This window comes from Acinetobacter sp. GXMZU3951 (genome assembly GCF_054457875.1).
Genome location: NZ_JBTLFO010000006.1, coordinates 128,087 through 146,163, shown reverse-complemented (window position 1 = coordinate 146,163; position 18,077 = coordinate 128,087). Strand labels below are relative to the sequence as shown.

The 18,077-nt window shown below is 45.5% G+C and carries 13 protein-coding genes and 3 tRNA genes; 6 read left to right on the top strand and 10 right to left on the bottom strand.

Annotated elements, in window-relative coordinates:
- Window positions 1–6: 6 nt before the first annotated feature.
- The 7 genes from ACX17N_RS10925 to ACX17N_RS10895 form a co-directional block, all read right to left on the bottom strand.
- The gene (locus ACX17N_RS10925; RefSeq protein WP_458892598.1) at window positions 7–867 is read right to left on the bottom strand and encodes an alpha/beta fold hydrolase; all 861 of its coding nucleotides are present in this window, start codon (window positions 865–867) and stop codon (window positions 7–9) included.
- A 286-nt stretch (window positions 868–1,153) separates the two neighbouring features.
- Window positions 1,154–2,392 (bottom strand): OprD family outer membrane porin, encoded by a 1,239-nt coding sequence (locus tag ACX17N_RS10920; protein WP_458892597.1) that lies wholly within the window; start codon window positions 2,390–2,392, stop codon window positions 1,154–1,156.
- A gap of 816 nt (window positions 2,393–3,208) precedes the next feature.
- On the bottom strand, window positions 3,209–4,228 hold the full coding sequence (gene dmpG, locus ACX17N_RS10915) for a 4-hydroxy-2-oxovalerate aldolase (RefSeq protein ID WP_458892596.1): 1,020 nt from the start codon (window positions 4,226–4,228) through the stop codon (window positions 3,209–3,211).
- 10 nt (window positions 4,229–4,238) lie between these two features.
- Window positions 4,239–5,135, bottom strand: coding sequence for an acetaldehyde dehydrogenase (acetylating) (locus ACX17N_RS10910; protein ID WP_458892595.1), 897 nt, complete (start codon window positions 5,133–5,135; stop codon window positions 4,239–4,241).
- A gap of 25 nt (window positions 5,136–5,160) precedes the next feature.
- Window positions 5,161–5,958: a 2-keto-4-pentenoate hydratase gene (locus tag ACX17N_RS10905; RefSeq protein WP_458892594.1), complete on the bottom strand. Its 798-nt coding sequence runs from the start codon at window positions 5,956–5,958 to the stop codon at window positions 5,161–5,163.
- Window positions 5,959–6,369: 411 nt separating this feature from the next.
- Window positions 6,370–7,038 carry an HAD-IA family hydrolase gene (locus tag ACX17N_RS10900; protein ID WP_458892593.1) on the bottom strand — a complete coding sequence of 223 codons (669 nt, stop codon included), beginning with the start codon at window positions 7,036–7,038 and terminating at the stop codon, window positions 6,370–6,372.
- 271 nt (window positions 7,039–7,309) lie between these two features.
- Window positions 7,310–8,248 (bottom strand): RluA family pseudouridine synthase, encoded by a 939-nt coding sequence (locus tag ACX17N_RS10895; RefSeq protein ID WP_458892592.1) that lies wholly within the window; start codon window positions 8,246–8,248, stop codon window positions 7,310–7,312.
- 759 nt (window positions 8,249–9,007) lie between these two features.
- On the opposite strand from ACX17N_RS10895, the gene ACX17N_RS10890 reads away from it, so the two are divergent.
- The 5 genes from ACX17N_RS10890 to ACX17N_RS10870 all read left to right on the top strand — a co-directional run bounded on the left by ACX17N_RS10890 (window position 9,008) and on the right by ACX17N_RS10870 (window position 14,808).
- Complete coding sequence (locus tag ACX17N_RS10890) at window positions 9,008–12,352, top strand: Rne/Rng family ribonuclease (RefSeq protein ID WP_458892591.1); 3,345 nt, start codon at window positions 9,008–9,010, stop codon at window positions 12,350–12,352.
- A 187-nt stretch (window positions 12,353–12,539) separates the two neighbouring features.
- Window positions 12,540–14,381 (top strand): long-chain-acyl-CoA synthetase, encoded by a 1,842-nt coding sequence (locus ACX17N_RS10885; RefSeq protein WP_458892590.1) that lies wholly within the window; start codon window positions 12,540–12,542, stop codon window positions 14,379–14,381.
- A 133-nt stretch (window positions 14,382–14,514) separates the two neighbouring features.
- Window positions 14,515–14,590, top strand: a tRNA-Lys gene (locus ACX17N_RS10880).
- Between the two features lie 18 nt (window positions 14,591–14,608).
- Window positions 14,609–14,684: transfer RNA gene (locus tag ACX17N_RS10875), tRNA-Lys, on the top strand.
- A 48-nt stretch (window positions 14,685–14,732) separates the two neighbouring features.
- A tRNA-Lys gene (locus ACX17N_RS10870) sits at window positions 14,733–14,808 on the top strand.
- 123 nt (window positions 14,809–14,931) lie between these two features.
- Here the strand turns inward: ACX17N_RS10870 and ACX17N_RS10865 are convergent.
- The gene (locus ACX17N_RS10865) at window positions 14,932–15,588 is read right to left on the bottom strand and encodes a hypothetical protein (protein WP_458892589.1); all 657 of its coding nucleotides are present in this window, start codon (window positions 15,586–15,588) and stop codon (window positions 14,932–14,934) included.
- Window positions 15,589–15,878: 290 nt separating this feature from the next.
- Between ACX17N_RS10865 and ACX17N_RS10860 the strand changes: the two genes are divergently transcribed.
- Window positions 15,879–16,136 carry a PspC domain-containing protein gene (locus ACX17N_RS10860; protein WP_458892588.1) on the top strand — a complete coding sequence of 86 codons (258 nt, stop codon included), beginning with the start codon at window positions 15,879–15,881 and terminating at the stop codon, window positions 16,134–16,136.
- Between the two features lie 75 nt (window positions 16,137–16,211).
- Here the strand turns inward: ACX17N_RS10860 and ACX17N_RS10855 are convergent, their stop codons facing one another.
- Together ACX17N_RS10855 and ACX17N_RS10850 are read right to left on the bottom strand one after the other, a co-directional pair.
- Window positions 16,212–17,330, bottom strand: a complete 1,119-nt coding sequence (locus ACX17N_RS10855) for an HPP family protein (RefSeq protein ID WP_458892587.1) — start codon at window positions 17,328–17,330, stop codon at window positions 16,212–16,214.
- A 116-nt stretch (window positions 17,331–17,446) separates the two neighbouring features.
- A complete protein-coding gene (locus ACX17N_RS10850; RefSeq protein WP_458892586.1) occupies window positions 17,447–17,860 on the bottom strand; it encodes a lysozyme inhibitor LprI family protein in 414 nt (137 codons plus the stop codon).
- Window positions 17,861–18,077: the final 217 nt, after the last annotated feature.

Here is an 18,077-nt window from a genome sequence, read left to right as displayed (position 1 = left end):
ATCAGCTTATTTCACGCCACGTGCGCTCAAATAATCTTTAATCACAGTGTTAAATTCTTCGGCTTTTTCCACTTGTGACCAATGTCCACACTGACTGAAAATATGCGCATCCGCCAATGGCACCGTATTTAAAATATCCCATGTCCGCGAGACGGGAATCACCACATCCTGAACGCCATGAATCAGCAATACAGGCACTTGAATCTCTTTCATTTTTTCAAAATCGAGTGGGAACTCGAAACGGTCACGATCACGCGCACCAACCACATCCATTAAACGGTCTGAGGCATAATCATTCTTGGCCGCTTCATAACGCACTTTGACCAGCTCGTCGGTAATCAGGCTCTTATCCACCACAAACATCGACAAGGTGTTTTTAATGCCTTCTTCCGTTAAGACAGGGTTGGCATGGGCTTTAAGCGCTGCCGTTTGTTTGGCTCCACCGGTCCCCATCGATACAATACCCAGCACCCGCTCTGGGTAGTCCAGCACCATTTGGAAGGCCAACCAGCCCCCGAGCGAGTTACCGACCAACCAGGTTTTTTCAATGCCCAAGGCATCGAGGGTACGCACCGCGTGATCGACCCAGGCACGAATGCCATAGGCTGTCCCTTCCGCCACCACAGTTTGACCGTAGCCAATTGAATCGATGGCGATACAACGAGCCTGCTCACCAATTTGCGGCAAGTTCAGCCACCAGTTGGCCGCAGCGGACACCCCAGTACCAGATCCATGTAAAAATAAAATCGGTGTGCCTTGACCCACTTCATGGTAATGGGTTAACTCTCCCTCAGCCGTTTCAATCCATTTATCTTCCAAGCCAAAAAATGGGTCGGTGGTGTAATTCGGGATTTGGACCGTGCTCATACATACTCCTCGTACAGCCTTGGACCTATCTGATCTTCTATGTTCAAGACAGGTCAATTCGTTCATTTCGACAGGTTTTACGGTTCCATCTTACCTGTTCCAAGCGCTGCCACTGATACTTGTTTTCGATCATATACTATAAAAAAACGATAATTTAAAACACTGTTTTAAAACAATATTTTTACTTAAAAAACCAACTCCACCTGATTATCTCGGCGCGCCCCCACAGGGTATCAATAAAAAAAAAGAGCGACTTGTCACCAAATCGCCCGCTTGCGGCTGAAACTTAGAATTTATAACTATAGCTGGTGGCAACCCGATATTCTTTTAAGTCACTTTTCCAGTCATAATCCGTGTCAATATACATCGCTTGCACCCCTAAACCCTTGAGTTTACCTTCCGGCACGGTGTAGTTCACAATCAGATTTAGCTCTTGTTCTTGCTGATTGCTTTTACCGCCAGCCTTAGCATCATACCCTGCAAAATAGATGGCATTGGCATTCAAACCTTTTAACCCCAAGCCTGCAAAGTCATAGGCATAAGACAGGCTCCAAGATTTTTCCTTGGCATTGGTAAAAGTCGCAACTGACCAGTTCACCAAATACGGTTGTGGTACCCAACCTGCCAAGGTCGGGAAGTTATTTTCCCCAAACATTTGTTGATAGCCCAGCCCAACTGTATGTGCGCCATAATTCAATTTCGCACCCAGCGACAAGGCTTGGTTATCAATATCACCATACAGTTTGTCGCCTGACTCAGCGTTATCAAAATAGCGTACATGACTGCTAAGCTTGGTGTTTGCTGTTAAATTGGTGTTGTAATTAATACCTGCATAATGCTGTTGATAGATGTCTTTGACATCGGCATACCAATAACTCGCACCAAACGCTAGGTTAAATTGATGATCAATCCCCGCGATATACATTCCATCCGCGGCTTTGGCGGTATTGGGATTGTTGTGCGGGAACAAGCTTAAGTCCTGAAACTGATTGTCATAGCGGGCATTAATGCCATCAATATACGCCAAACTCAGTTTGGTATCTTTCAGCTCTTTCGACTCTAACCATGCCCCGCTATAAGTGGTGAGCAACTGGCGCGAAGGGTCAAACACCAAAACTGGCGATATTGGCAATAATTCACCGACTTTGAGTTCAGTTTGCGACACTTTGGCTTTTAAAGTGGCGCCGACTTTGCCGAAGTTGCTGGCTTGTTCCTGTCCATTATGCGGAAGCACCCAATCGGCATTTTTATCCCGCCCATTTAAACGGAATGCATGTTGCACCAACAAATCGGCCCCCAATTGCAAACCACCCAATTCGGCATAACCTGATTTGGCATCTAAGGTGATACCTTGCGACCAACTGCCCCAATTGTTTTGTGACACGGTTTCATACTGGCGGTCTAAATAAAAATTTCTGAGTTTAAGCTGGACTTGGCTATCGTCGATAAATTCTGCATTCGTTGCAGTTGTACCTAATGCTGCAGTTGCAACACAGATGGCTGTCCATAAAGTTTGACGACGCATGGTATTCATTCCAATAATCACATTAAGCTATGACGCCATCATGCGGAACTCGTCGAAGAGAAAAAATCCGACCACAGTCTTAAGAAAATGCGCGTAAACCCGACTTTAACCACGGAATACCGTTCGCCTATTTTTGATTAAGACCTAATTGCAATAACTCACTCTTTAGCAGATTTCGCAAGATGTAATGAAAGATTGAATCTATACCGTTTTTATTCGCCAAATCTGATTTATTCTCTGAATTACTGCAATTCTTAAGTGTTTTTTTGTTTAAATTTTAAGATCATATTTTCTAAGTTAGTTGCAGAATTATAAGAAAAAGCGCTCATATCACAGATATTTTCTATATGTGCATAATGAGGTTAAATAGCTTTAAAACAAGAAGAATGCGTAATCAAAAAACAAGAAAGGTCTAATTTATTAAATACGATAGAAAATAGAAGAACTTGATAATTCAATCGCAGTATTTTAAGTAAATATCCCTACGTTTAGAACTACTCGCCATGCAATCTTTCAATGGCTAAAGCTACTGTTGTTTCATAGCTGAGTAAAATCAGCTTTGGATACGCGAAGTGCGGCAGGGATGCCGCGCGTTGCCCATCACGGCACGGATGCTGTGTATGGGCAACAAAAGACTTTTGCCGACTTTGGGTCTTTCCAAAGTCGGATCTTGCCTGCGCAAAGGCGTTTAAACTTTATAAAATAAAAATACGGCAGTGCAAGCGCTGAAACTTAAGAATTAAAAAAGAAAATGCCAGTCAATTCCTTAATTGACTGGCATTCCTATTTAGATGTTCTTACTCATTCAAGATCAGATTAAACCATAGCCGCCTTGGCTTTAGACATGGTCAAGGCCAAATCTTCAATCATGTCTTCCTGACCACCTACAGTCCCACGACGTCCCAATTCCAGCAGAATTTCACGTGCAGAGACCCCGTATTTGGCTTCCGCACGTTTCGCAAATAACAGGAAGGATGAATACACGCCTGCGTAGCCTAAAGTCGCAGCATCACGGTCTGCACGGATTGGATTGAGCATCATCGGAATGACCAAATCTTCTGCCACATCCTGTACTTTAAACAGGTCCACGCCTGTTTCCATACCCATACGGTTGGCGACTGCAATAAACAATTCTAAAGGTGTGTTGCCTGCACCCGCGCCCAAGCCCGCAGAAGCCAAGTCGACGCGAATTGCCCCCGCATCCACCGCAGCCACGGTATTCGCCACGCCCATCCCCAAGTTATGATGCCCGTGGAAACCCAGTTCAATACTGCTGTCCAGTTCTTGGCGCAATAAACCGACACGATCCGTCACATCTTGCGGCAACATATAACCGGCTGAGTCTGTCACATAAATACAGTTCGCCCCATAAGAGATCATCTTTTTCGCTTCTCCCAAAAGACGCTCAGGTGATGCCATATGCGCCAACATCAAGAATCCTACGGTATCCATTCCCAAATGACGCGCAGCGGTAATATGCTGTTCGGAGCAATCTGCTTCGGTACAATGCGTCGCCACACGAATGGTCGATACCCCAATCTCATGCGCCATTTTTAAATGATCGACCGTACCAATGCCCGGTAATAGCAATGCCGAAACTTTAGCATTTTTCATCCGCGGCACAACAGCTGATAAGTATTCTTCATCACTGGCCGCAGCAAAACCATAGTTGACTGAAGCCCCTCCCAATCCATCCCCATGCGTGACTTCAATCAGCGGCACCCCGGCATCATCCAATGCCGTTGAAATCGCAATCATTTGTTCAACTGTGGTTTGATGGCGCTGAGGATGCATCCCATCACGCAAAGTCATATCATGCACAATAATCTTAGACATGGGTTGCTCCTTATACTTCAGCCGTTGCCAATAAACGTTCTGCAAACATTTCTGCGGTCCGCGCAGCTGCTGCAGTCATAATGTCGAGATTACCGGCATAGGTCGGCAAGAAATCTCCTAAGCCTTGCACTTCAAGGAAAATCGACACGCGATTGCCATCAAAGACCGGACCATTTACCAAGGTATAACCCGGTACATATTTTTGTACTTCTGTGATCATGGCCTGCACCGAAGCGGTAATGGCGGCTTGATCTGGCTCACCCTCGACCAAGCAATGCACCGTATCTCGCATCATCAGTGGCGGTTCAGCAGGGTTAATAATAATGATGGCCTTGCCTTGTTTCGCACCACCGACTTTTTCAATTGCACCTGCCGTAGTACGGGTAAATTCATCAATGTTTTTACGCGTTCCCGGCCCTACCGATTTGGTTGACACGGTGGCAATAATTTCACCATAGTTGACTGGTTGTACACGAGAAATCGCGGCCACCATGGGAATGGTGGCTTGTCCCCCACAGGTCACCATATTCACATTGGGCAACTCGCCTGCATCCAAGAGTTCTTGAAGATTTACAGGGGGAACACAGAATGGACCAATCGCCGCAGGCGTCAGGTCAATCATCTGCACGCCCAGTTCATTCAACTTACGGCTGTTTTCTGCATGCACATAAGCCGACGTCGCATCAAAGGCAATTTGAATCTCATCAGCAACGACATGCGGCAATAAACCCTCGACACCTTCAGCCGTAGTTTTTAGTCCCATGCTCGCAGCACGTGCCAAACCTTCTGAGGTTGGGTCAATCCCGACCATCCAGACGGGTTCCAGAAATTCACTCCGCTGCAATTTATACAGTAAATCTGTCCCGATATTTCCCGGACCGATTAATGCACATTTAATCTTTTTCATGCATCTACTCTCTTAAAATTCACACTTATTCCGCAGCAAAAGCAGCGACCACTGAACCAAAACCTTCAATTTCGACCTTGAACTCATCTCCCGGCTGCGCGACCACCATCGGACCTAAAGCACCAGTTAAAATAATATCGCCTGCAAGCAATGGACGACCACGGCGCACCATCTCATCCGCCAGCCACACCGCGGCATTCAGCGGATTGGCTAAACAGGCTTTGCCCACGCCTTGTGAAACCACTTCATCACCACGCGTCATCACCATTTTGCAATTGACCAAATCCAGTTGTTCAAGTTTCACGGGACGTGAACCCAACACAAAGGCAGCAGATGAAGCGTTGTCCGCCACGGTATCAATCAGTGAAATTTTCCAGTTTTCAATACGGCTATCGACCACTTCAATCGCAGGCAAGGCATAGGCTATGGCACTGATAATGTCGGCATAGCTATGTTTTTCTTGAGTTAAATCTTTATTAATCACCAGCGCAATTTCGGCTTCAACTTTGGGTTGAATCAATACGCCTGCGGGAATGGCTTCACCATCGCCATACGCCATGTCGGCAAACAGCATGCCAAAGTCGGGTTGATCGACCCCAAGTTGCGACTGAACCACTTTAGACGTCAGACCAATTTTACGTCCGACTAAACGACGACCTTCGGCTAAGGCACGTTGGGTATTGACTTCCTGAACCGCATACGCAATATCGACGTCTGCTTGTTCCGCGCCCAGTTGTGGGCGAATGGGTACAATCGCAGTCTGTGTAAGCTCAGCGTTACGTAAAGCTTGTGCAACGGATTCAACAACAGCAGAATTCGACATCTAGGTTTCCTTAAACTGCAAATAACGACAGATAACGTTTTCGAGTGTGTGAACATGCAAGACAGCATCTTTCTCATACAATGAAAGTGCCAAGGAGAATCTGATGGCTGTCCCTAACCACCGCTAAAAACGTGTATGTTTAGACCGCTTAAGCATCGGAAAAATGACCGCTTTATGCCAATACTTATTTTATTTTTTACAATAGCTAGAACCTATTAGTGCTGTTGCAGCAGTACATGCAGAAACAAGGACTTTACTTAGGTGAGACGTAATTTCCGAGAGGAATACGCTGTTCTTATTTTTCATTCTAGAGCGTCGATGGCAGCACTTAAGACCAAATGCTAAGCCCATAAAAAAATCAGGAGAAACCGCACTTTGTAGCCTCCTGATTTCGATTCAACCTGCGCAGCCTTAAATGGCTTGTTTAAGTTCCACATATTGCAATAGATATTGCTGCAAACTCGCCACATCATCGGCAATGGTCAGCGGTTGATATTGTTGCAAGGTGGTCGGCGTATGCACCCCATAGCTCACACCAACTCGCGGCATGGCAATATTTCTTGCCATTTCCAAGTCATAGCTGGTATCGCCCACCATAATCGCTTGCTCCGCATGCAGTCCTGTGACCTGCAAAATTTCCTGTAACATCAGTGGGTCAGGTTTGGAACGTGTTTCACTGGCAGCCCGTGTAGCAACAAACAACTCTTGGCTTTCGGTTTGCGCCAAGACACGATCCAATCCTTTGCGGCTTTTCCCTGTCGCCACAGCCAACAACAAACCAGCTTCACGCAATTCATTCAGCATATCCGCGACACCGTCAAACCAAGCATCACCTTTGGAGTTTGCGACATAGTGTTCGGCATAACACTGCAAAATCTCGCGGTGTAATTCAGGCACTTGAGGGAATAAACACTGCGCCACTTCGGGCAGGCCTAGACCAATAATACTTTTGGCATCTTCACGAGTAAGCGGTTGCGAAAATTGCTGCGCGGCAAACTGCAAACTCGCCACGATCTGCCCGACTGAATCAAATAGCGTCCCATCCCAATCAAAAATAATCAGTTCTACAGGTTTGTTCATTCAAGGGTCCAATATTTACTTGTATCAAGACAATTTACACGATGCATTTGCTACGCGATGGCGACAGGGATGTCGCGGTTGAGCTGACGTGCACTTCGCTTTCAAGCCGTGCTTAAAATTCATTCAGAACGTTTCATCAGCTCAACATAAGATTTTTGTTACTTTTTATCTTTTAAAAAGTAAGGATGACCAATACAGCATCATCTCCAATCAATCACAACAAAAGAGGTTATATTTTACCCCCTCTCCTAGAAGGAGAGGGAAAAAAGGTTTAATCCTTCTTCTGTGCTCTTAACTGCGCCACAATATTCTGCATATCTTCAGGCAAAGGCGCTTCAATCGGCGGATAGCCAGGAATATCCAAACGCATGGCATGTAAGCACAAGCGACGCGGTTTAGGGCCGTTATACTCGGTTTCATGGCCATATTTATCATCCCCCACCAGCGGATGACCAATACTTAAACCATGCACACGAATTTGATGGGTCCGTCCCGAAAGTGGTGATGCATACACCAAGGTGGCATGCATAAAACGCTCTGCCACATTCCACTGCGTTTTTGAATCCTTACCTTCTTTGGACACACGTACACGACGCTCGCCATTCGATAATTCATAACGGTGCAAAGGCGCATCAATCAGTTGCTTGTCTAAACTCACCACGCCTTTCACCACCGCAGCGTAGGTTTTTTTAATCTTATGTTCACGCAGCATGTCCTGTAAGGTCTTCAGTACACTGCGTTTTTTAGAAATCATCACCAACCCTGAGGTATCACGGTCAATACGGTGAATCAGTTCCAAATATTTCTTCCCTGTTGCCGCACGCAAGCCTTCAATCAGGCCATACGCCACACCGCTGCCCCCATGAACGGCAATACCCGATGGCTTATTGACCACCATTAGTCCTTCATCTTCATATACCACACGGCTCACTAAACTCTGCGCGACTTTATCTGAAACGGGAGCCGCAGTTTCATCTTTTTGCTCATAGCGAATTGGTGCAACACGAATTTGGTCACCAATCGCCAATTTGGTTTCGGCTTTAATGCGTTTTTTATTGACGCGCACTTGGCCTTCACGAATTAAACGATAAATGCGACTTTTCGGTACACCTTTGAGTCGACTAAATAAAAAATTATCGATGCGCTGACCCGCTTGATGCTCGTCCACTTCAAACCAAGTGACACTTTGCCATTCTTGCGTAGAATTCATACAGATACTGTGACCTAAAAAAATACTAAAATTGATTAAAAACTGATCATTTAGGCTATACTTTTCACTAGAAACGTAAGCTTAGCCCATAGGCAGATGATGTAAGGTTTGCTATAGTCAGCGCACGGAAACCATCGTAAGTGAATCATCATCAACACATTTCAATTTATTCAAAACTGAAATGTCATTGAAAATATGATCATAAACTCGGAAAGGTCCCAAAAGAATTATGCCGACGCCGAAGGCTTATTATATCGGCAAAACCGCAAACTGTTGCGTTTAATTGTACCTCAGGTACATAAATCAGTTTGCCCGAAAAAATATGTCGCCAACCTCAAGTTGGTTTTTAAACGTAAACTGATACACATCAGATTAGTCGCACCCTGATATAACCTTCAGGCTACAGCGTCTGATGCATTGGATCTGCACAGTTTGTAAAGGTACGACGATAATTCCGTATCAAGACACTCTTATTTTGTAGGGATGCTCTTCGAGCAATGTGACAGTGAAAGTTACTCACATCCAATGCACCGCTTGTTCGCCAGTGAAGTGTACAGGTGACTTTAATCGTTTAAAGATTGAAGCCGTATTGCCATCATCAATACGTGAATCAAAGCTGGAGCCCACCTTAAAAGAAGGCCAGTGAAAACCCTCAGACCACAATTGGTTTATTTGAGATCTGAGTTTGATCCGTGATGTTTGATGTTCGCTACGTGAATAGCGATTTTTTGTTGTGTATCACTATAAGGTGTTACACCCATGAAACGTATGTTGATTAATGCAACACATGCCGAGGAAATCCGCGTTGCACTGGTTACAGGTCAGCGTCTTTACGATTTCGACTTAGAAAATCGTACCCGTGAACAAAAAAAATCCAATATCTATAAAGGTCATGTGACTCGCGTAGAACCTTCTCTAGAAGCTGTATTTGTCGAATACGGTGCAGGTCGCCAAGGTTTCTTGTCGATGCGCGAAATCGCAAACTCTTATTACAAAGCCGACCCTCGTCAAACTTCAAATATTCGTGAATTAATTACTGAAGGCACTGAGCTTTTGGTTCAAGTTGAAAAAGAAGAGCGCGGCAACAAAGGTGCTGCACTTTCAACGTTTATTTCTTTGGCAGGTCGCTATTTAGTGCTTATGCCAAACAATCCAAAAGGTGGTGGCATCAGCCGTCAAATTTCGGGTTCAGTTCGTGAAGAATTGAAAGAAATGTTGGCATCATTGAACGTGCCGCGTGGCATGAGCGTGATTGTACGTACCGCAGGAATTGGTCGTTCTCAAGAAGAATTACAACTTGATCTACAACACTTGCTTGACCTTTGGGCGCAAATCCAAAGCACGGCAAGTTCTGGTCCATCACCAATGTTGGTGCATCAAGAAGCGGGTGTAGTCACACGTGCGATTCGTGACTACTTACGTGACGATGTAGCAGAAATTCTGATTGACTCTGAGCAAGCCTATAACGAAGCCTATAACTTCGTAAAAGCAGTCATGCCACGTCAAATCGACAAGTTAAAAACTTATACCTTGAATGAGCCACTATTTGCACATTTCGGTATCGAAAGCCAAATTCAAACGGCTTATGAACGTGAAGTAAAACTACCTTCTGGCGGTTCAATCGTGATTGACCAAACAGAAGCATTGGTATCTATCGATATTAACTCTGCGAAATCGACTCGTGGACATGATGTTGAAGAAACCGCACTCAACACCAACTTAGAAGCTGCTGAAGAAATCGCACGTCAATTACGTTTACGCGATATCGGTGGTTTGGTGGTCATCGACTTCATCGATATGACCAAAGACCGCAACCAACGCATGGTTGAAGCGAAACTTCGCGAAGCAACACAAAGTGACCGTGCACGTATCCAGTTTGGTCAATTGTCTCGCTTCGGTTTAATGGAAATGAGCCGTCAACGCTTACGTCCATCTTTAGAAGAAGCCACTGGTTATGTCTGCCCGCGCTGTCATGGTACAGGCATGGTGCGTGACCTACGCTCTCTTTCACTTTCAATTATGCGTAAAGTGGAAGAAATCGCGCTACGTGAGCGTCATGGTGAAGTTCAAGTTGAAGTGCCCGTTGAAATTGCGGCGTTCTTATTGAATGAAAAACGCCATAGCTTGGTGTATTTAGAACAAACTTCAAATGTGCGTGTCACGGTATTACCGCATCCACACTTGGAAACACCACATTACGAAATTTCGTACAACCCAGAAGGCTTCGCGCCAACCAGCTATGAACGTACTGAAGCCACTCGTTCTAGCGAAAAAGAATTGGGCTATGAAGCTTCAGATTGGCACTTAGAAGAAGCCGAACAACCCGCCAGTGTTGCGCCTGCAGCTGAAAAGCACAGCAAGAAAAAGCCACAGCAAGCAGCTCAACCAAGCACTCAAACTTCTCGCCAAGCAGCACCTGCGGCAGCATCAGGCAGCCCATGTGCATGGTTAGAAAACTTGTTTGTGCAAAAACAAGCACAGACTGTAGACCAAGCACGCACAGCCAATAACGCTGCAGCGGCAATTGAACAAATGGTCAACGGTGGTGCTGTAAGCCGTGGTCAGTTTGGTCAGGTCACCACACCAGCGGCTGCACCTGCGCCTGTGGCAAGCAGCAACGTTTACCTCTCTGCAACACCTGCTCCACAAAAACCAGAGCAACGTGATCTTGCAGACAAAAACGTTGAAAAAGAAGAGAGAACGCAGCGTCACAACAAAAAGCGCAACAATAACAACAAGCACAGAGAGCAACGCGAGCAGCCACAAGAGCAAAACCAAGTGGTTGAAGAAGTTGTTCAGATGACGCGTCAAGAGCAACGCCAAGAACAGCGTGAGCAAAAACGTCAACGCCAACAACGCCAACAACCGCAAGAGCAACAGAGCGAAGCTCCGGTTGAACAAGCTGCAGTGCCACGTCGTGACCGCAACAACCAGCAACGTCCAAATCGCCCAAATCGCCACCGCGACCAAAGCGTATTTAACGAACAGCCAGCTGCTGCAATCGCTGCGCCTGCGCCAGTTGTAGTTGATGAGCGACAAGTAAAAGTTGACGTGATTGATGCGCCACGTCAGGACATCATGCCAACAGCACTTGTGGTTAATATTGATCAAGCACAAAGTGAAATTGTGGCCATCAACAATACTGCTCCTGTAGTCGCTGTTGCAGCAGAACCAGTTGTCGCTGAACCGGTAGAAGCCGTTCAAGCCACTCCTGTCGCCGCTCAAACTGAAGCCAAAGCAGAAGTTCAACCAGAAGCAACAACACCTGCTACCAAGGAAGAGCACAAGCCTCGTTCAGAAGTAAAACGTGCAAGCAACGATCCGCGCATGCGTCGTCGTCAACAACGTGAGGCTCAGGCTAAACAAGCGCAAGCACCGAAGCTCAACCCGTCACAAGTGCCAACCTTGGCGCAATACACCGTGGGCAGCTTAATTCGCCATGTCTATGGTGAAGACTGTGCCGTACTGATTGAGCAATTTGGCTTGATTCCAACCTTCAACCGCGCTCTGCAAAAGTTCACGACTGAATACGCAGCGAGCTTAAGCAGCCCTGCTACGGTAGAAGCGGAAAAGAAACCTGTCACACGTGATGTAGAAGTAGCCAAAGCAACGCCTGAAGCTGAACCTGCACCAGTGTTGGATTTGACTCCACCCAAGCCAGAGTCGGAAAAACGTGTTGCCAATGACCCGCGCGAGCGTCGTCGTTTAGCGAAACAGGCAGCTGAACAAGCATTGGCTCAAGTAAAGCAAGCTCAAGTGGAAGAAACACCAGTTGCAGCAGAACCTGCTGTCGCTGCAGTGGTTGAAGAAGTTGCTGCTGTCGTTGAGCCTGTAGAGGCGGCTGCCGAAGTTGCCGCTACGGAAACCGTTGTTGCTGAGCCGGCTGAACAAGCTGCTGAAGTCACCGAAGCACCGCTGGTCGAAAAAGCGGCTCCGGCAAAAGCCAAAGCTAAAGCTGAACCGGTACAAACGGAATTGGCCGTAGATGTTGCCGATGATGCGACAGCCGAAGAAACAGCAGCGGAAAAGGAAGAGAAAGAAAAAGCTCGTCCTCGTCGCCCTCGCGGCCGTCCACCGAAAAAAGCCAATCCAGCAACTGAGTAAGCATTTACCCAATTGCAAGAAAAAATAAAAACCTAGTCATTTCGGTGACTAGGTTTTTTTTGTTACTTTGAGCAGATTAGGTTGATTGCACTAGAAAGAAACGATTAAAAGGACAACTGTACAGATTATTTCGTTCAACCTGTAAACAAAGACATCGTATTGGACACGAAAAATAAATAGGATTCTTATGAGCCAAACCACACAAAGCGATCTTATTGGAATTACGGACGTCGCTGCCAAAATCCCGCAATTTATTGGAAAACTGCCTCATCTGATTACAGGTTTGAAACAGGCTTATATACGCACTGCAAACTCGCCTGCCGGCTTGGGCATTGCTTTTGAAAAGGCGGTCAAACGCAATCCTACGGGCTATGCCTTGTTATTTGAAGAGCAAAAATTTACCTACCAGCAACTGAACGACTGGGCCAACCAAATTGGTCATTATTATTTGTCGATTGGGGCAAAAAAAGGCGACGTGATTGCGGTCATGATTGAAAACCGCCCTGAACTGGTGGCCAGCGTACTGGCACTGGCAAAAATTGGCGTGACTGCCGCCTTGGTGAATACCTCTCAAGTGGGCAAGGTGCTGGCGCATAGCATCAATTTAGTCAAACCGATTGCTCTGATTGTCGGCGAAGAGTGCCGCGTTGCGGTCGATGAAATTCGTCAGGATTTGGCTTTGGACGAAAATCGCTTTTACTGGTTTGCCGATCAAGCAACCCGTCAAGATGCAGGTACGACACCAGTCGGCTATCTCAACTTAGCTCATGAGATCATGACTTTCCCGACCTTTAATACTCCAACCACACACAGTGTCAAAGGCAAGGATGGCTTATTTTACATTTACACCTCAGGGACCACAGGCTTACCCAAAGCTGTAATTTTTACCCATAGCCGCTGGACGCTGGCTTACGGCACCTATGGGCATGTCCTCGATCTGAATAGCAAGGATGTGATGTATGTGACTTTGCCGCTGTACCATGCTACTGGGATTGTGGTGTGTTGGTGCGGTGTGATTGCAGGTAGTGCAACACTGGCACTGCGTCGTAAATATTCCACCTCTTCCTTCTGGAAAGATGTACAGAAATTTGATGCCTCCGCCATTGGCTATGTTGGGGAACTCTGCCGTTACCTGATGGATGCGCCTCCTTCAACGCTCGATCAGGGGCATCGGGTCAAAAAAATGATTGGCAATGGCATGCGCCCGAACATTTGGGACAAATTCAAACAGCGTTTTGGTATTGAAGAAGTCTTGGAACTTTATGCTTCAAGCGAAGGCAATGTCGGTTTTAGCAACGTATTTAATTTTGATAATACTGTGGGCTTCTCTCCGACCCCCTATGCCATTGTGCAGTTTGATAAAGACAAGAATGAACCGATTCGTAATGCACAAGGCTGGTGCCAGAAAGTCGCAAAGGGTGAAGTTGGTCTGTTGATTGGTAAAATTACCCGTCGCTCCCCTTTTGATGGCTACACCGATCCTGAAAAAAATAAATCAGTGATGCTGAAAAATGTGTTTAAACAAGGCGATGCCTATTTCAACACCGGTGATTTGGTGCGTGACATCGGCTTCCGTCATGCCCAGTTTGTCGACCGTTTGGGCGATACGTTCCGCTGGAAAGGCGAAAACGTCTCGACCACTGAAGTGGAAAACATGCTGTGCGAATATCCCAAAATTGCTGAAGCTGTGGTCTATGGGGTTGAAATTCCACATACCAATGGTCGTGCAGGCATGGCTGCCATTACCTTAGCCGATCAAGCCCAACTCAATGCCGAAGATTTGCAGGCCATGGTCAACTGCTTTAAAAAGAGCTTACCCGCCTATGCGGTTCCTGTATTTTTACGTGTGCAAAAACAAGTCGAAACGACTGGCACATTTAAATATCAGAAAAATAAACTCAAGGAACAAGCGTTTAACCCTGAAAAAACCGAAGAGCAAATTTTGGTGTTATTGCCAAACAGCAGCGCCTATTGTGATTTGAATACTGAAATCTACAGCAATATTCAAAGCTATCAATATCGTTTCTAAAACCTAAAATTGGCAATTTTTTGCATAAAATTGAGCAAAGTTGTTGTATTTATAATCAAACATCAACAACTTTGCGATTTTTCTCTTGCGCTCGTTCGAGATCTTGCTACAATACGCTCCATCAAAACGAGATGGGTCGTTAGCTCAGTTGGTAGAGCAGCGGACTTTTAATCCGTTGGTCCCGCGTTCGAGTCGCGGACGACCCACCACTTATTTTGATTCCTGATGGGTCGTTAGCTCAGTTGGTAGAGCAGCGGACTTTTAATCCGTTGGTCCCGCGTTCGAGTCGCGGACGACCCACCATCTTTAAGCTTTTCAAAAAAGCTGTCATAATGTGAAAGCATTCTAAATGGGTCGTTAGCTCAGTTGGTAGAGCAGCGGACTTTTAATCCGTTGGTCCCGCGTTCGAGTCGCGGACGACCCACCATTTATTCAAAGCTTCTCTCTTCTTCTCTCAGACCTTTGCAAGTTGCAGTCTCAACTGCTGGCGATACCTGTGCAACTCATTGTAAAAATCGAGCAACCAATTAAAAGAATTGCGGTTTTATTATTAATCTTTAATTAAATGATAAGCCTGTGATGGCATGGGATAACCCGAGTCAAAAAAATTCTGGTTTCTGGCATGTGCCCGATCTAAAGTCCGCTCCAGATCTAAGGTCAAATTGTGCTGCTCATCAACATCATAATAAAATTCTGCCCCTTCTTCTAAATGCACGATCAATTCCGAACCATCTGCATTCACTGACCAAGTATCACGTCGGTAAGTCTGAATGTTGCTGTTTTCTGCATGCTTTTCGCTAAATAACTTACCGCTGTAAACAATACTTCGGAATGCGGAACCATCCGCAGCCAAAGTCAGAATATATTCAGCAGCGCCTTGAGAGCATTGCACAAAATCATCATCACAAGAAATCTGCACATGATAACGCCCAACATAGGGATTTTCGTTTTTATGCTCAGCACGCTCTTGCACGGTTGATGCTGCGTCATTCGGCATACTGGCCTGCCCTGCCAGCTCCGTCAGGCTTTTTCCCGTCTGCGGCGGGCTCACAGCAGAGGCCGCAGCCTGTAGATCCTCTTGATCAGTGTGCTCCTGAGTGGGGACTGTGGACTGACTACAGCCCAAAAGCAAAAAGCCTGTACAGCATCCTGCCAATATTTGCCATGCCAACTTCGGACTAAGTTTAAGACTTTTCCATTTCTTCACTTGAATATACAACCCGCACTGAATCTGACCACTCACCCAAAGGGTAAAAATGTAATTGCCTCATCATCCTTAATAACAGCAATAACATTGCAAGTAATTGTATTTATTTAGCAAAAATAAATACAATCGTAAATTTGATCACATTTTAAGTAGTCTCGTTCAAGGTTCAAATCCTTGTTTACATAACTTAACCATTTTCGTGCTCTACGCTGTTTAAAAATTGAAGTACATCACCATTTATATTTTATGGGGATAGCACAAATCCCAAACTAAATTCTAAGGAGACCTGAATGGCCAATGTTGGTTTATATCGTTCAAACCGCCAAAATATGATTGCGGGTGTGATGGGCGGTATTGCTGAACGCTTTGGTTGGAACGCAAACTTATTTAGAATTATCTTCTTTTTGGTTTCCGTCATGAGTGCCGCCTTTCCGGGCATTTTAGTGTATTTGATTTTATGGCTGGTTATTCCAAAACGTGAAGATGCCGATGCACAAAAGTATCGTCAATCCATACGTACAGTGAACGAGCAACACCCGCCACTGTAAGTTTGAAAGAACCTCATTTGACCTACCGTTTTGGTCGCTACGGCTTTTTCCCCAAAGAGTCGTAGCTTTTTTTATTTATGCCGGTGATTTTTGATTTCGCAATTGAATCAGCTGCTGGTTCAATGCGGCAATCATATCCGCACGACTAATCATACCGACCAATTGCTGCTGCTCCACCACGGGAATGTAATTAAAAGACCGTTCCACAAAATACGGCACCAAATCCTGAATGGGCTGATTGGGCTGTACCGTGACCACTTGTCTATTCATAATCTGCTTCACCTGATGTTCCCAACTGGCTTTGGGATCGGCCGCTCGTTTAAACCATTCCACCACATCATACAGCGCCAGTGTTCCCACCAATTGTCGCGCTTCATTGACCACGGGCAAGCTCATCAAGTTAATTTGCTTAAATTTATCTAAAGCCAAATGAATGTCATCCTGTTCATTCAACATTAAAATATCTTTAGACATTAAATCCTGACAGGTCAGCTCATTCACAGCGCGGGCATTGGCAATTTGCTGGGCTTTTAAAATAATGTTCTGTAAATCATATTCACTGATATCTAACAGCTGTGGCTGGTGTTCCAGCACATTGTGAATATCTTGCGGCTGAATCGTGACTTTTTGTGTGGGCGTCGGATCGCTTGAACGTGGATTTAGCTGCGCACTTTGCGGATATGCGCGCCCGAGCATACGGTTAAACCCAACCGCGATAAGCAATAACAACAGGGAATTTAATAACACCGGATAGGCAATAAACTGATAACCCATGGCATGCACATTATCACCACCCAAAACTGCGGTAATGGCCACAGCCCCACTCGGTGGATGCAAAGAATCCGTCGTCATCATCAGAAAAATAGACAGTGCCACTGCAATACTGAAGGCTTCGGTTAAATTCGGCAAATACAGCGCACACGTCACCCCAATAAAACCCGCCAAAGTATTGCCAATAATCATATTCCATGGCTGTGCCAAAGGACTGGCAGGTACTGCAAACAACAGTACAGATGAAGCACCCATTGGAGCGATGTACCAGGCATTGATGCCGCCCAGCATCCACCAACTGATCAAGGATGACAATGCCAAACCCAATAGCGCGCCAACACCACAGAGTAAACGCTCCTTGAGGGGTAACACTTTAAAATTTGGTTTTAAGCTATTCATCCATTCAAGATTAGTCTGAAACACGGGAATCCTTGATCTCTTTAAAGCACGCTGCAAAATTATACGTGGACTCAGCAATAAGATGTATTAGTTTTACATTTTATAGCAATCCATACTTCTGCTGGTTCCGTTCGTCTAAATCAATCAACATAATGCTGTAATTGCATGACACGATCTGCATACAGCTGCATTGGACAATAGGCATACATCGGTGAACCAATATATAGTCCAGCATTATCACACTCTTGATCGACATACGCTTTCCACAAACGCTGTGATTTTAAGATCGCTTGATAACGCTCAGGCTGTTGCCACTCATTACTTTGCACACGAATTTGATCGAGTAAGACCACAATGTGCTTTTCATAACCTTGCTTAGCTTGGTCGGAACAAATCTGCACCACGCTATTATTGATACTGGCAAGCTGTTGTTCTTGAATGGTTTGCTCAACACATTCATTATAAGGATCGGGTGCTTCTGTAGGCTGTTGAGCATGCAACGGCTCCGTTAAAGCCAAAGTCAGCAAGAAGAGTGATAAAGAGGATTTCAGCATGCTAGATGAGGTTTGTTGTTATGAATTATCGCCACTATAACAAAATCCGAGTTCCTCTCCCAAACCCGAAAATGAATCTTAAATTAGCAACGATCGCAGCATCAAAAGCGGATTTGTAGGCTTCACTCAAGCTTATACTGCACAAATAATCATAAATGAATCGATAAATTTTAAATTGATGATTCAAGCTGAACCCTTTGCCACTCCCCTGCAAAAT